Genomic DNA, 14,333 nt, shown 5'->3' with positions numbered 1-14,333 from the left:
TTGCATATTTGAAAACCTCTGGAAAATGGAAAGTGAACTCATGGTTTAACCAATAAGAGGAATCTTTCCATGTACCAAGACACCTACATTGAATACTGGGGCGAAATCTTCGTCTCTGCCCGCATCATTGAATTTGGCATCACGTTCGAGCGCTTTCTTAAAGATCCATGGAAGCATTTGATGTCCTGTGGCCAAGAGTCTGCCCCAGAGGCGATTGCTGAAGGGATGCTGCCATTGCTACCAGCCCAGGCAGAAGTTGCCAGGCGCATTCGGGAGAGTGAGCAACGGGCTCTGCTGTCTACAGAGTCGGACAAAGGGGTATCTCATCGCAGTAAAATCGTGGTGCCACTGGTTCGGGTAGCGCATTGATAGCGGCTATCATCAATGGTATGAAACAATGTCTTCACGCCCATACCTGAGCGGCAATTGCAATCCAGATCAAAAAGTTGCCGCTTAGTCTTCCCTACAAAATAATTTGTGATAGGATGATACCTAATAAAATTAATTAGGTTGAAGCCTATTCAGTGTTTTATGGCCATCTGTCCAGCTTCAACCGGTAGAGATTGCTAAGTCATTGCGAATGAAGAGCAGCATTGAGTGATGCTTTTCAATGTGATTACGCGATGTCGGTCCTTACTGTATAAACAGAGTTTTAAGAAACTGGTTGAATTGGATAAACAAGACGCATGACAAATGATGGTCTGAAACAAACAGTAGTGGCGAAGTCAGATAGGCTTTTGCAGATAGCGCAGTTGCCACAAGCAACCAGGGATCGCATTGCCCACATCGATTTCACCTTATTGTTTAAGGGAGAAGCGGTACGGGCGGACTTAGTCGATCGCTTCAGCATAGCCGCTGCACAGGCAACGAAAGACTTCACAATGTACAGAGAGCTCGCGCCAGGCAACATTGAGTATGACCAAAAGCTCAAGTTGCATAAGCGTGGTGAAGCTTTTGAACCCTTGTTCGACTACGACGTTGTGAGAACACTGGCAACCATTAGCCAAGGGTACGGAGATGGCTTCACTGGAAAGGTAAAACCACCACTGGCGTGTGAAGCGCCTTATCACTTAAACAAGCCAAGCCTATCTATAGTGGCGAAAGTCACCGAGGCCATACACAAAGGCAAAGCCTTGAGTATCACCTATGTGTCGTTATCGAGCGGTGAAACCACGCGTGAAATTGTACCGCATACGCTGGTGGACAATGGCCTGCGTTGGCATGTTCGTGGTTTTGACCGCAAGCATGGTGAGTTCCGTGACTTTGTATTGACCCGCATTAAAGCAGCGGTTGTGCTTGAAGACTCTACGTTGTCTGAAACGGAGCTCGAAACCCAAGATCGGCAATGGAATCGATTTGTAGAGCTAGAGTTAGTGCCGCACCCACGTATTGAGCACAGCGAAGCGATAGAGCTGGACTATGGCATGACGGGGGGCGTGATGAAGGTTGAGATTAGAGCTGCAACCGCTGGGTATTTGCTTCGCCAATGGCATGTTGATTGTTCTACGGAACACTCATTAATGGGCTTTGAGTATCAGCTTTGGTTGCGTAACAGCCAGGCACTTTATGGTGTCACAAACTTAAGCATTGCGCCTGGCAGAACAAGTTAATCGAATGATGTAGCGACCATTGAGGCGTTACAGAAAGAACAGAATTTTAAATTTATAGTGAAGCCGTTGCAGCAACCTAGTGGGATGCAACCAACACTGAACAGGAAAAGAAAATGGATCATAGTGTACATAACAAGCTCATCTCATTTATTTGGAACATTGCCGACGACTGTTTACGTGATGTGTACGTTCGCGGTAAGTACCGCGATGTGATTTTACCTATGGTGGTATTACGACGTTTAGATACGTTACTAGAACCTACCAAAGAAGCCGTGCTTGAAGAGGTAAAGTTCCAAAAAGAAGAGATGCAAGCCACGGAGCTTGATGATGAACCATTAAAGGCGGCCAGTGGTTATGTCTTTTACAATACATCTAAATGGACTCTGAAATCCCTGTTCAACACCGCGACAAATAACCAACAGATATTACTCGCCAACTTTGAAGAGTACCTGCTTGGCTTTAGCGATAATGTTAAAGAGATCATTGAATGCTTTAACCTCAAATCGCAAATTCGTCACATGGCCTCCAAGCAAGTCCTTCTTGATGTCGTCGAAAAGTTTGTTTCCCCTTACATCAACCTAACTCATGAAACGGTCGAAGACCCAGATGGCAACAAGATGCCAGCCCTTACTAACCTGGGTATGGGGTACGTGTTCGAAGAGTTGATCCGCAAGTTCAACGAAGAAAACAATGAAGAAGCAGGTGAACACTTTACGCCACGTGAAGTGATTGAATTGATGACGCACCTGGTGTTCGACCCAGTGAAAGACCAGTTACCGCTTACCATGACAGTGTATGACCCTGCGTGTGGTAGCGGTGGTATGTTGACTGAATCTCAAAACTTCATTGAAGAGAAATATCCAAACGACAGCCGAGATGTTTACCTTTACGGCAAAGAGATCAACGACGAGACCTACGCGATTTGTAAATCGGACATGATGATCAAAGGTAACAACCCTGAGAACATCAAAGTAGGCTCAACCTTGTCTACTGACGAGTTTGCGGCTTCACGCTTTGACTTTATGTTGTCTAACCCGCCATATGGTAAGAGTTGGGCGTCTGAACAGAAGCACATTAAAGACGGCAGTGATGTGATTGACCCACGTTTTAAGGTTAGCCTGAAAGACTATTGGGGAAATCTCGAAGTGGTGGATGCCACGCCACGTTCAAGTGATGGCCAGCTGCTCTTCTTAATGGAAATGGTCAACAAGATGAAAGATCCGAGTGTAAGCCCATTAGGCAGCCGGATTGCTTCTGTTCATAACGGCTCATCGCTCTTTACCGGTGATGCGGGCGGTGGCGAAAGTAACATTCGTCGCTTCATCATTGAAAACGACATGCTAGATGCCATCGTTCAGTTACCTAATAACCTGTTCTACAACACCGGCATTACCACTTACATTTGGGTGTTGAACAACAATAAACCTGAGGCACGTAAAGGTAAGGTGCAACTGATTGATGCCAGCTTGCTATACCGTAAGTTGCGTAAGAACTTAGGTAACAAAAACTGCGAATTTGCACCTGAGCACATTACGGAAATCACCGATACTTACCTCGCGTGTGTGGACGTTGAAAGAGCGCTTGATGTAAACAATGATCCTATCGGTATCGCCAGTAAGGTGTTTAGTAATGACGACTTTGGCTACTACAAAGTCACTATCGAGCGCCCAGACCGCCGAAGAGCCAAGTTCACTCAAGACGCAATAGCCCCACTGCGTTTTGATAAGCAGCTTAGTGAAGTGATGGAGTACGTGTACGCAGAGCACGGCGAACGTGTTTACGAAAAAACTGGCTATGGTACTGAAAAGAAAAAGAGCTTCTTAAAATCCATTGAGAAGGACATTCTTTCTTGGTGTGAAGAGAACGACATCAGTCTCAATGCCAAGGCTAAGGCCAAACTGCTTGATGTGAAACACTGGCTGGCGCTTAAAGCATTGCTTGAAACGGCACAAACGCTGATGGCTGATATCGGTAGCATTGAATTTGATGACTTTAATAGCTTTAAAACCCAAGTTGATAAATCGTTAAAAGCCCATGCTATTAAGCTTTCAGCACCTGAGAAAAATGCCATCCTGAACGCGGTGAGCTGGTATGACGAAACCGCCAAGAAAGTGGTTAAAAAGGTAGTTAAATTAACGGGTGATAAATTAGACGACCTTCTGGAGCGCTATGAGTGTGAAGTCTCTGACCTGCCCGATTTTGGTTATTACCCCGTTCCTACCACAGAAGGCGGTAAAAAGGGCGAGTTCATCACTTACGAGACCAACTCAGACCTGCGAGACACAGAATCTGTTCCCCTACGTAAAGACGGAGAGCTGCAAAGCATTTACCAGTACTTCCTAGACGAAGTGAAGCCACATGTTGATGAGGCATGGATAAACCTAGATACAGTAAAAATTGGCTATGAAATCAGCTTCAATAAGTATTTCTACCGTCATAAACCTCTGCGTAGTTTAGAAGAGGTCGCAACCGATATCATCAACCTAGAACAAAAAGCCGAAGGCCTTATTGCGCAAATCCTTGGAATAGAGAGTTTGGGTGTGAACGTAGCGGAAGTTCAGGGAGAAGCTTAATGGAAAGTTTAGCGTTGATGCCGAAATATGAGGCATATAAAGATTCATATTCAGATTACTCTGGCTTAATCCCTTGTGAATGGAAGTTAATTCCTATCCGCGCAATTTTTGAGGAAAGAAACGAGAAAAATACAGGGCCAAAAACAGACCATATTTTATCTGTGACAAGGGATAGAGGTGTTATTCCTTATGATGAAAAAGGTGCAATAGGCAATAATAAATCCGAAGATATAGAGCGATATAAACTTGTTTATGAAAATGATCTTGTTATAAACAAGATGAATGTCGTGATTGGTTCGCTTGGCTTGAGTAAATACTTTGGAGCGCTTAGCCAAGTCTATATAGTTCTTAGACCTAAAACGAAAAGCTTTAATATTAGGTACTATGCCTACTTATTTCATAATGAGCCTTTCTACAAATCACTAATAAGGTATTGTACAGGCATTATGGAGTTAAGGGAGAGCCTTAATAAGGAGCAATTCAAGCAACTATATCTGCCTTTTCCGACTTTCGAAGAGCAAACCCTAATAGCCAATTTTCTCGACAAGAAAACCGCTCAGATCGACGAAGCGATTGCTATCAAAGAGCAGCAAATTAACCTGCTCAAAGAGCGTAAGCAGATCATCATCCAACAGGCGGTGACCCAAGGGCTTGATCCCAATGTTCCAATGAAAGATTCCGGCGTGGATTGGATTGGGGAGATACCGGAGCATTGGGAAGTGAAAAAAATGAAGACCTTTGCGCGAATAAAGAATGGCATAGATTATAAGCATGTGGAAAGTGATTCTGGTTATTCTGTTTACGGTTCTGGAGGCCAGTTTACTTTTGCCAATAGGTTTTTATACAAAGGTGAAGCCGTTTTATTAGGAAGAAAGGGAACCATTGATAAGCCATTATATGTTAATGAGGCTTTTTGGACTGTTGACACGATGTTTTATGCTGTCTGCAATACCCGTGTGGTAACCAAGTACTTATATTTTTGCGCAACAACTATTCCATTTGGTTTTTATTCGACAGCAACAGCTTTACCTAGACGATCCTGAAAAACTAATAACAGCTTGATAAGTAAGGAAATACTCTCTGTTACAGGCTATAATTTCGACCAGTTTTGGAGGTTTTTCCTCTGTTTCCTGGTCGAAATTGATAGGGTTCTGAATGATAAAGTCGTCTCCCAGTGACAAGCAGATGAGCTTTATGGCGCCGAGCTTGCTGGATCAATTGAATCCAAAGCATCCGTTGCTTCAATTGGCCAAGACGATACCTTGGTCGTATTTTGAAGAAGAATTTTCGCCACTGTATTCAACCAAAGGGCGTCCCGCAAAGCCGATCAGATTGATGGTCGGGCTTTGCATTTTGAAGCACCTGGAAGACAAAAGTGATGAATCTTTGATTCGCCACTGGGTTCAAAATCCGTACTGGCAGGCTTTTTGTGGTGAGGTTGAATTCCAGTGGCAATTTCCCTGCGACCCAACGGACTTGATTTATTTTCGAAAACGCATTGGGGAAGAAGGATTTAATAAGATACTGGCGGTCTCGATTGTGATTCATGGAGAATCAGCACGGGAAGAGGAAGTTTGTATTGATACCACGGTGCAGGAAAAGAACATTACTTTCCCGACCGATGCCAAGCTGTATCGGAAGATTATCGTTCGGTGTAAGAAAATAGCGAAACGCTCCGGGATAAAGCAGCGGCGTTCTTACGCGAAAGAGATCAAGCAACACAAACTTGCATGTCGATTCTCTGGTCACCCACGGAATCGAGCCAAAGCCCGCAAGGCAGTGAAACGGTTAAAAACCATCGCAGGCTGTTTACTCCGTGAATTACAGCGTAAATTGCCTGCTGATATCCTGCAAAACTTTGCCGAAGAATTTGCACTGTTTGACAAAGGCCTTTGCCAAAAGCGAGGCGACAAAAACAAGCTATACAGCCTGCACGAGCCCCATGTTTATTGCATGAGTAAGGGCAAAGAGCACAAACGATACGAATTTGGAACAAAGGTTTCCATTGCGGCAACCCGTGATTCAAAGATTATTGTTGGCGCCATGGCCTTTGACAAGAACAAATACGATGGCCACACATTGCCGAAAGTATTGTTGCAAGTGGAAAAGTTGTGTGGTCAGGCACCGAAATATGGATTGTGTGACAGAGGTTATAAAGGTCGTAAAAAATTTCACAACACTCGAATTTTGATTCCGGGTGTGAATGCCAGAAATGCCGACAAGTCTCACACGGAATTAATGCGAAAGCGGTTTAGAAAGCGAGCAGGTATCGAGCCGGTGATTGGCCACCTGAAATCAGACCATCGGCTAAACAGAAACAGGCTGAAAGGATTTATAGGCGATCAGATTAATGTTCTGATGGCGGCAGCTGCGTTCAACTTCAGGAAATGGATGAGGCTGCTTTTTTTGGCTATAAAATTTGGTTCGTGGGACAGGATTTTGGAATTATGGATTGACAGGAATGTTGGCAGCCTGAGTTTGGTGACTGCCAGATAAAGAGTTTTTCAGGATCGACTACCTAGTATGACTCAGACGGACTTATTGAATCATAAATTTGCTGTGCCAAGTGTTAGTGAGCAATTGGATATAATCGCCTTTATCGAAGATAAGGAGTTCGAAATTGAGGAATGTATTAAGTTACAACACCAACAGATAAGTAAGCTCAAAGAATACAAAACCACCCTGATCAACAGCGCCGTGACAGGAAAAATCAAGATCACTCCAGAAATGGTCGAGCAATAGGATGCGATTATGTTCACGGTAAATCATCAAACCAACAGGATTAGTCCGGTTAAGACGAAGAGATTCACTGAGTTGGGCTTTACTGAGCGCAAGCATCTTCAGCTTTTTACCCGCTCAGGGCTGCGCTTGGCACACGAGCCTTCCGCACTGGGTGAAGAGCTACTGATTATTCAAAAGGAGTTTGATGGCTTTGTGCTTTTTCCTTTTGTGCTGGACGCAGGCCGTGAACGCTTAGATTTACTGGCGCTGGATAGCGCGGTAGAGGCGTTAAATAAAAAGAATTTTTATTAAGGTGGGGTATGACGGTTTATAAAATATTCTGTGATGAAAGCTGCCATCTGGAACATGATGGTGCCGACATTATGGTGCTAGGTGGAATACGTTGCAGTGAAGAGAAAGCTCTTGCTCTAAACAAACACATTAAATGGTTGCGTCACCGACACAATTACCATACGGAGCTAAAGTGGACGAAATTAGTTAATAAACAGTTTGATTTCTATGCCGCCTTGATAGATTTGATTGTTGACGACGTGGACGTGTGGTTCAAAGCGACGGTTGTACAGCACAAAGAACGCCTTGCACATTCTCATTTCAACGAGGGTTCACATAATATTTTCTATTACAAGATGTATTACTACACGCTTAAAGACTTTCTTGAAGCTGGGCACGAATACAGAATTTACTTGGACTATATGGATACCTTGGGCGGGGAAAAAACTAAAAAACTATGTGAGGTTTTAAGGACGGAAGGTCGTGAAGAATTAAATGTAAAACCCTACATTATTCAGTCGTATGAGTCGCAGTTAATTCAGGCATGTGATCTGATTATTGGCGCAATCAGCTATAAAAACCGAAGTGATATTGAAAAGAGCAGTCTCATCAAAACCAAGATTGTTGACTATCTTGAGAAGAAGTTAGGGCACGCGCTTGACTATGGCACCCCACCATGGGAGCGTAATTTCAATATATTTCGCTTTGCCCCAGCGAATGTTAGAGGTGGTTGAATGTTAAGCCGCCCAATAGATTTATCTTCATTTAGTGAACAGCAAGCTTTTGATCACCTTTACCCGCTCTTTCAACGCGATTTTATCACTCAAAGAACGTTACTTGCGACCAGTATTTACGTTGATCCCAATGGGCAAGGTATGAGAGATGGGCGAGAGGAAGTCTTTTGGCATGTAACGACAAGGGAAAGGAAAAAGCGAGTTAAACTGGGGAAAACTTATACTCAAATAGTCACTCGACCATTAGATCCTGATAGAGCAAGCCGAATTGAATGGATTCGTCCGATTCTCTTGAATCATGATCATGCTGATATTCGCAGGTTTTATCGAAAAGAGACCAAGGGCAAAAAGCCAATTCGCCTCTATTTATGGGCGTATAAGGAAGACTTTGTGGTTATAGTGCAGAAACTAGGGGCCTCGGATGCCTTTTTAGTGACAAGTTTTTATATAACGGAAGCTTACAAAAGAGCTAGCTACCAAAAATGGTTTAACGAATATAGCGCTGGTTCTATACCAGAGTTACACGCTTGTGAGTGGTTTTAGAAGAAAGGAATGGTCGCCTATTGTGGACCGGGCGATTAGCGGTCACCTCTATCTACGCATTGGTAGGTGAGCGATTGGAAGTTTGAACTAATTTAGGGTGTTCTGTCAATGGTAATGATAGACCTTTTTTCGTGTTACATGGGTTGCAACGGCAGGTTTAGGGAATAAGTATGGTTAGTCAAACTAATGAGCAAGCATTAGAGTCGGCGATTGAGAAGTGTTTAACGGGTACAACTCTGGAAGAGCTCAAAGCAGGCGTGAAAGAAATTGCACCTGATTTTCACAATAGGTTTTATCAGGTTGGTTTCGCATCAGACTTCAATATGCAATATGCCATTGATGAGCGTTTTTTCTGGCAATTTCTGCAAAAGACACAAGAAGTAGAGCTGGCCAAACTGCAAAAGAACAACCCCTCAGATTGGCAGCGTAAGTTACTCGAACGATTTGACCGACTGATTAAAAAGCATGGCATTCTGCATTTACTTAAGAAAGGGCTAAGCGTAGACGATGCTCACTTCAATTTGCTCTATCCAGCCCCTTTGGCAAGCAGTAGTGAGAAGGTAAAGCAAAACTTTGCAGACAACGTGTTTAGCTGTACTCGCCAAGTGCGCTATTCCATAGCAAATCCCCTACAAGAAATCGACATGGTATTGTTTATCAACGGAATACCCTTGATAACGCTGGAGTTGAAGAACGCATGGACGGGGCAAACAGCACGTTATCACGGCCAAAAGCAGTATCGAGATGATCGGGATGCAACTCAGCCATTACTGACCTTTGGTCGCTGCCTAGTGCATATGGCGGTCGATACCGACGAAGTGTATATGACCACCAAGTTATCAGGTGGCAGTACCTTCTTCTTGCCGTTCAATAAAGGTCACAATCTTGGACAAGGCAATCCACCGAACCCAACTGGCCATAAAACGGCATACCTATGGCAAGAAGTATTCACCAAAGAAAGCTTGGCGAATATTATTCAGCATTTTGTGCGTCTGGATGGGTCAAGCAAAGATCCATTACCAAAGCGAACCCTGTTCTTTCCTCGATACCACCAATTGGATGTGGTGAGAAAATTGGTGGACCATGCCGCCCAGCACGGTGTCGGTCAGACTTACTTAATTCAACACTCTGCCGGTTCAGGTAAGTCTAATTCTATTACCTGGGCTGCTTATCAGTTAATTGAAACCTATCCTGCTTCGTCTGATGTAGCTGGCGGAAAAAGCTTGGAGCAGCCGTTGTTTGACTCTGTGATTGTGGTCACCGATAGACGCCTATTGGACAAGCAGCTACGGGATAACATTAAAGAGTTTTCTGAAGTAAAGAACATTATTGCCCCGGCGAACAAATCATCTGAGCTCAAGCAGGCGCTCGAAAATGGCAAAAAGATCATCATAACGACGATTCAGAAATTTCCGTTCATTATTGATGGTATCGCCGATCTTAGTGACAAGCGCTTTGCGGTGATCATCGATGAAGCACACAGCTCACAGTCTGGTTCGGCGCATGACAATATGAACCGAGCGATGGGCAAGTCTGAAATCGAAGAGGCAGAGGATGCACAGGATAAAATCCTTCAGGCGATGAAATCGCGCAAGATGCGCGGGAATGCGTCGTACCTGGCATTTACAGCGACACCAAAAAACAGCACTTTGGAGAAATTTGGCCAGCGCCAAGAAGATGGCTCTTTCAAGCCGTTTCACTTGTATTCGATGAAACAAGCCATTGAAGAAGGTTTCATCTTGGATGTGCTGGCAAATTATACGACATACAAAAGTTATTATGAGATTGAGAAATCAATCGCTGATAACCCTGAGTTTGATACCAAAAAGGCGCAGAAAAAACTCAGAGCTTATGTAGAGCGAAGCCAGCAAACGATTGATACCAAAGCAGAGATTATGCTGGAACATTTTGTTCCACATGTTGTGAATGCGAAAAAGCTCAAAGGTAAAGGCAAAGGAATGGTGGTCACTCAAAATATTGATACGGCCATTCGATACTACAAAGCGATAAGGCGGATACTTGAGGAGCAAGGGAACCCCTTTAAAGTTGCCATTGCTTTCTCAGGAACCAAAGAAGTTGATGGTATTGAATATACCGAAGCAGATATTAATGGTTTTGCAGAGTCAGATACCAAAGATATGTTTGATACCGATGAGTATCGACTTTTAGTGGTTGCGAACAAGTATCTGACTGGCTTTGACCAGCCTAAGCTTTGCGCCATGTATGTAGATAAGAAGCTCGCCAGTGTATTGTGTGTTCAGGCGCTATCTAGGCTAAATCGCAGTGCACCTAAGCTAGGGAAGAAAACAGAAGACTTGTTTGTTTTAGACTTTTTCAACTCAACTGAAGATATTCAGTCAGCATTCGATCCTTTCTATACCGCAACGTCATTGTCCCAGGCTACAGATATAAACGTACTGCACGAGTTGAAAGATGAAATGGACGATGTCGGTGTGTACGAGTGGTTTGAAGTTGAAGACTTTGTGACGCGTTATTTTAACAATGAAGACGCCCAAACACTCAGCCCAATCATTGATGTTGCAGCAGCCCGGTTTGACCATGAGCTGGAGCTTGAAGCTGAAGCTAAAGTGGACTTTAAGATTAAAGCCAAACAGTTCGTTAAAATCTATGGGCAGATGGCTTCTATCATGCCTTATGAAATGGTCAGCTGGGAAAAACTGTTTTGGTTCCTTAAGTTTTTAATACCGAAATTGAAAGTGGAAGATCCCGATGCTGATGCTATTGATGAGCTTCTCGATTCTGTCGATCTTAGTTCATACGGTTTGCAACGTGTGAAGCTTAACCACAGCATTAAACTTAGCGACCAAGAAGCGGAGCTTGATCCTCAAAATCCAAACCCACGTGGGGCGCATGGCGGTGAAAAAGAAACTGACCCGCTGGATGAAATCATTCGCACATTTAATGAACGATGGTTCCAAGGCTGGAGTGCCACACCTGAAGAGCAAAAGGTTAAGTTTGTGAACATCGCTGAGAGTATCCGCAATCACCCAGATTTCGAATCTAAATACAAAAACAACCCAGATCCTCATAATCGAGATTTGGCCTTCGAAAAAATGCTCAAGGAAATTATGCTGCAACGCCGTAAAGATGAACTTGAGCTCTACAAGTTGTTCGCAGGAGATTCAGCATTTAAAGCGTCATGGACGCAAAGTATGCAGCGAATGGTAGGTATGTAGCTAGAAAGGAGTGATGGTTTGCTGAAGGCAATCTCAGAGTTATTAGATGGGTCACCAGGCCTGAAAGGACGTCAAATTGCCAAGGAGCTGGGGCTGGATAAGTCTCAAGTGAACTCGTTTCTTCACAAAAACCAGGATACGTTTGTGAAAAACTCAAATCATGAATGGTGCTTGATACGGGCTCAGCATGTGGAAATTGATTTCGGTACAGGTTGGATTGATGAGAAAGCCTTTGAAAGTGCTATCGGTAAGCTTGCGTACCAAAAAGATGCAACAAAGGTAACATTTAAATTTGGCATCGATTGTAAGTTTTTGCTGATAGCATTAGCCCGTTTCCTTGCTCTGGCGAATCAGCTTACTGCGAATGGGAAGGATGTGGTGATAGATACTACAGCATGTCCTAATACACACAGTTTTTTTAGCAGAAATGGCTTCTTTGATTATCTTAATCAAAGTGTAACTTGTTTCCCTGAAAGGCCCGCGATGTCAGCTGCTAAAACTTATCGGGATAATAGCGATACCTTGGTCGAACTAGGAGAGATTGCACAGCCAACCCAAAACAAAGAGCTTGTAATTCGTTTGGGCGACAGGTTTGTAGAGCATTCTTCAGCCAGCTATTTCTTAGCGGCTAAGACTGTTTTTTCAGAGCTTGTAGGCAACGTTACTGATCACAGTGAATCCAAAATACCTGGACTAGCAGGTCTGCAAGTGTATCGACCGTATAATAAACCAAAGCATATTCAAACAGTCATATCCGACTCTGGTTTAGGTATTGCCGCTACCTTGAGAACAACATTACAAAGTGAACATCCGAAGTTGTACGCACAGTTTTCAGCGGAAACTGTTGAGAATGACATTGCGCTTGTTCAAAAAGCATTTACATCTGGTGAGGTTAGTCGCTTTGGTAAAGGCCGGGGGCTAGGCTTTAAGAGTAGTCGAGAGCACGCTAGCAAAGAGAAAGTTATCATTGTAATTAGGCAGCTAACTTTCTCATTGGCTTTGGAATACTCGAAGGGTCAACTCATCAATGTTTCTGAAGATCGAGGGTTGGTCCCTATCACAGGAACCCATATCTGTTTTGACTTCTATGTTGACAATTTCTGATAAATAGTGTCAACTTAAGCAGATGAAACAGTTAACTCATAAAATTCTTCTTTCAGAAGTCGTAGGTTCTGACCATGCCTTTGGTAACGATGAAGGTAGTGAAGCCTATGTGAAGATTAAAAAGATCGTTGATGGTCACCCATCATGCGATATTTTTGCTATCAGCTTGGAAGGGATTCGATTCACTGATGCTTCATTTCCTCGTGAAAGTATAATCTCGTTGGCTAAAGCATTAAAAGGAGAAAAAGGTTTTTACCTTTCTAATGTACCGAGTCGTGACCTTCTGGACAATTGGTCTTATGGCGCTACAGCCAAGGATCAACCTCTTCTAGTCAAGAGCGATAGCGGTTACGAAGTGCTTGGTGTAAAACTCAGTGCGACCGTCAAAGAGCTTCTAGATTTTGTTATTGCAAAAAAGACAGTGACTTCGTCACATGTATCTAAGCACTTTGACATTTCAGCACAGAATGCCAGTGGTCGATTAAAGAAGCTTCATGCTACAGGTCTTGTGTTAGGGCAAAAAGAAGTGGCAGAGTCAGGTGGACTGGAATTTGTCTACCGATCAATTGTGTAGTTTTTTTTGGTTTTCTGGTTAATCTGCTTGCGTTAATCAGAATTGAAATTTATTATTTGATCAGATCCTTTGGATCTTTTTTATTAATATCTGATAAATGTGATTAAGTTAAGCAGAATAGGAGGTTTTATGGCTACAAATCCCCCATCAGGTGACGGACACAGAAACGGTGCCGTTAAAGGTAGATCTCAGACTCAGACGCCAAGCGGACATTGGGTAAAGCGAGATGCTGATACTGGTCGATTCATGGATGTAAAGACATCCGACAAAACACCTTTTAAAGGTGTCAGGAAGGAGAAATAGTTTGGCTAATGGTAAAACCCATTTGGCCGTCGGGGCTGCGGTTGGTTTAACCGTTGCCTTGGCGGACAACAAAAAACAAGCTGTCAGTCACCATCCTGTAACTGCCATTACGGTTGGCTCTCTATTTGGCAAGCTTCCAGATATTTTGGAACCCTCTTTGGGTAACCCTCACCATCGCCAGTTTTGCCACAGTCTATTGGTGTTAACTGCACTAGGTGTTGGTCTCAAACATTTGTATGAGTGGCAACCGGAAGAGGCAATTGATAAGTGTCTTCGCGGGCTGGGGCTAATAGCCGGATGTGCTTATGTGAGCCATTTGCTCTGTGATGCGACAACACCGCGCTCACTTCCGTTAATTGGCAAACTATAGGAGTTTTGAATGGTCGTTGAAGTCACGAGGCACATTAAACGCCCTGTTGAGCGAGAACTTTGGGCTCGTGCCGCTGCGCGTTGTCAGTTTAGCGGGTGTAATAAGTTGCTATACAAATCAGCGGTGACCCAGGAATCGGTCAATGTCTCTCAAAATGCTCATATTTACGCATTTTCTGAGAATGGGCCTCGTGGTTGGGGACTCTTTAAAACTAAGCCAACCAGCTTGAATGACGTCAGCAACCTCATGTTGATGTGCTATGACTGTCACAAAAAAATTGATCAGAAAGGCAGCGAGGATAGGTATCCAGCCG

13 protein-coding genes and 1 pseudogene are annotated in these 14,333 nt (G+C 43.7%); all 14 read left to right on the top strand.

Annotated elements, in window-relative coordinates:
- The first annotated feature begins 69 nt into the window (after nt 1-69).
- Nucleotides 70-369 (top strand): hypothetical protein, encoded by a 300-nt coding sequence (locus B3182_RS09925; RefSeq protein ID WP_182819760.1) that lies wholly within the window; start codon nt 70-72, stop codon nt 367-369.
- Between the two features lie 317 nt (nt 370-686).
- The gene (locus tag B3182_RS09920) at nt 687-1,610 is read left to right on the top strand and encodes a WYL domain-containing protein (RefSeq protein WP_272998051.1); all 924 of its coding nucleotides are present in this window, start codon (nt 687-689) and stop codon (nt 1,608-1,610) included.
- 113 nt (nt 1,611-1,723) lie between these two features.
- Nucleotides 1,724-4,183: a type I restriction-modification system subunit M gene (locus B3182_RS09915; RefSeq protein ID WP_272998050.1), complete on the top strand. Its 2,460-nt coding sequence runs from the start codon at nt 1,724-1,726 to the stop codon at nt 4,181-4,183.
- Nucleotides 4,183-5,226, top strand: coding sequence for a restriction endonuclease subunit S (locus B3182_RS09910; protein WP_272998049.1), 1,044 nt, complete (start codon nt 4,183-4,185; stop codon nt 5,224-5,226). Before B3182_RS09915 ends, B3182_RS09910 begins: the two co-directional genes overlap by 1 nt.
- Before the next feature lie 112 nt (nt 5,227-5,338).
- Nucleotides 5,339-6,679 carry an IS5 family transposase gene (locus B3182_RS09905; RefSeq protein ID WP_414673325.1) on the top strand — a complete coding sequence of 447 codons (1,341 nt, stop codon included), beginning with the start codon at nt 5,339-5,341 and terminating at the stop codon, nt 6,677-6,679.
- A gap of 27 nt (nt 6,680-6,706) precedes the next feature.
- Nucleotides 6,707-6,925 (top strand): hypothetical protein, encoded by a 219-nt coding sequence (locus tag B3182_RS09900; RefSeq protein WP_272998047.1) that lies wholly within the window; start codon nt 6,707-6,709, stop codon nt 6,923-6,925.
- A 9-nt stretch (nt 6,926-6,934) separates the two neighbouring features.
- A pseudogene (locus B3182_RS09895) lies at nt 6,935-7,177 on the top strand (hypothetical protein); the annotation flags it as partial.
- Nucleotides 7,178-7,224: 47 nt separating this feature from the next.
- Nucleotides 7,225-7,929 (top strand): DUF3800 domain-containing protein, encoded by a 705-nt coding sequence (locus B3182_RS09890; protein ID WP_272998045.1) that lies wholly within the window; start codon nt 7,225-7,227, stop codon nt 7,927-7,929.
- A complete protein-coding gene (locus B3182_RS09885; protein ID WP_272998044.1) occupies nt 7,930-8,472 on the top strand; it encodes a hypothetical protein in 543 nt (180 codons plus the stop codon).
- A gap of 170 nt (nt 8,473-8,642) precedes the next feature.
- Nucleotides 8,643-11,669 carry a type I restriction endonuclease subunit R gene (locus B3182_RS09880; protein ID WP_272998043.1) on the top strand — a complete coding sequence of 1,009 codons (3,027 nt, stop codon included), beginning with the start codon at nt 8,643-8,645 and terminating at the stop codon, nt 11,667-11,669.
- 18 nt (nt 11,670-11,687) lie between these two features.
- Entirely contained in the window at nt 11,688-12,773 is a 1,086-nt protein-coding gene (locus tag B3182_RS09875) for an ATP-binding protein (protein WP_272998042.1), read from the top strand.
- Nucleotides 12,774-12,795: 22 nt separating this feature from the next.
- Nucleotides 12,796-13,347 (top strand): MarR family transcriptional regulator, encoded by a 552-nt coding sequence (locus B3182_RS09870; RefSeq protein ID WP_189768332.1) that lies wholly within the window; start codon nt 12,796-12,798, stop codon nt 13,345-13,347.
- 304 nt (nt 13,348-13,651) lie between these two features.
- Nucleotides 13,652-14,020 carry a metal-dependent hydrolase gene (locus B3182_RS09865; protein ID WP_129980165.1) on the top strand — a complete coding sequence of 123 codons (369 nt, stop codon included), beginning with the start codon at nt 13,652-13,654 and terminating at the stop codon, nt 14,018-14,020.
- 9 nt (nt 14,021-14,029) lie between these two features.
- On the top strand, nt 14,030-14,333 hold a 304-nt coding region (locus B3182_RS09860), incomplete at its 3' end, for an HNH endonuclease signature motif containing protein (protein WP_292752620.1).

It is taken from the genome of Methylophaga sp. UBA4204 (genome assembly GCF_002379485.1).
Taxonomy (GTDB): domain Bacteria; phylum Pseudomonadota; class Gammaproteobacteria; order Nitrosococcales; family Methylophagaceae; genus Methylophaga.
The sequence above is the reverse complement of the archived record's forward strand: the minus strand, read 5'-3'. Positions and strand labels throughout refer to the sequence as shown.

Coding starts and splice junctions, on each gene's coding strand:
- B3182_RS09925 (WP_182819760.1), top strand. CDS start 70: ATGTACCAAGACACCTACATTGAATACTGGGGCGAAATCTTCGTCTCT.
- B3182_RS09920 (WP_272998051.1), top strand. CDS start 687: ATGACAAATGATGGTCTGAAACAAACAGTAGTGGCGAAGTCAGATAGG.
- B3182_RS09915 (WP_272998050.1), top strand. CDS start 1,724: ATGGATCATAGTGTACATAACAAGCTCATCTCATTTATTTGGAACATT.
- B3182_RS09910 (WP_272998049.1), top strand. CDS start 4,183: ATGGAAAGTTTAGCGTTGATGCCGAAATATGAGGCATATAAAGATTCA.
- B3182_RS09905 (WP_414673325.1), top strand. CDS start 5,339: ATGATAAAGTCGTCTCCCAGTGACAAGCAGATGAGCTTTATGGCGCCG.
- B3182_RS09900 (WP_272998047.1), top strand. CDS start 6,707: ATGACTCAGACGGACTTATTGAATCATAAATTTGCTGTGCCAAGTGTT.
- B3182_RS09890 (WP_272998045.1), top strand. CDS start 7,225: ATGACGGTTTATAAAATATTCTGTGATGAAAGCTGCCATCTGGAACAT.
- B3182_RS09885 (WP_272998044.1), top strand. CDS start 7,930: ATGTTAAGCCGCCCAATAGATTTATCTTCATTTAGTGAACAGCAAGCT.
- B3182_RS09880 (WP_272998043.1), top strand. CDS start 8,643: ATGGTTAGTCAAACTAATGAGCAAGCATTAGAGTCGGCGATTGAGAAG.
- B3182_RS09870 (WP_189768332.1), top strand. CDS start 12,796: ATGAAACAGTTAACTCATAAAATTCTTCTTTCAGAAGTCGTAGGTTCT.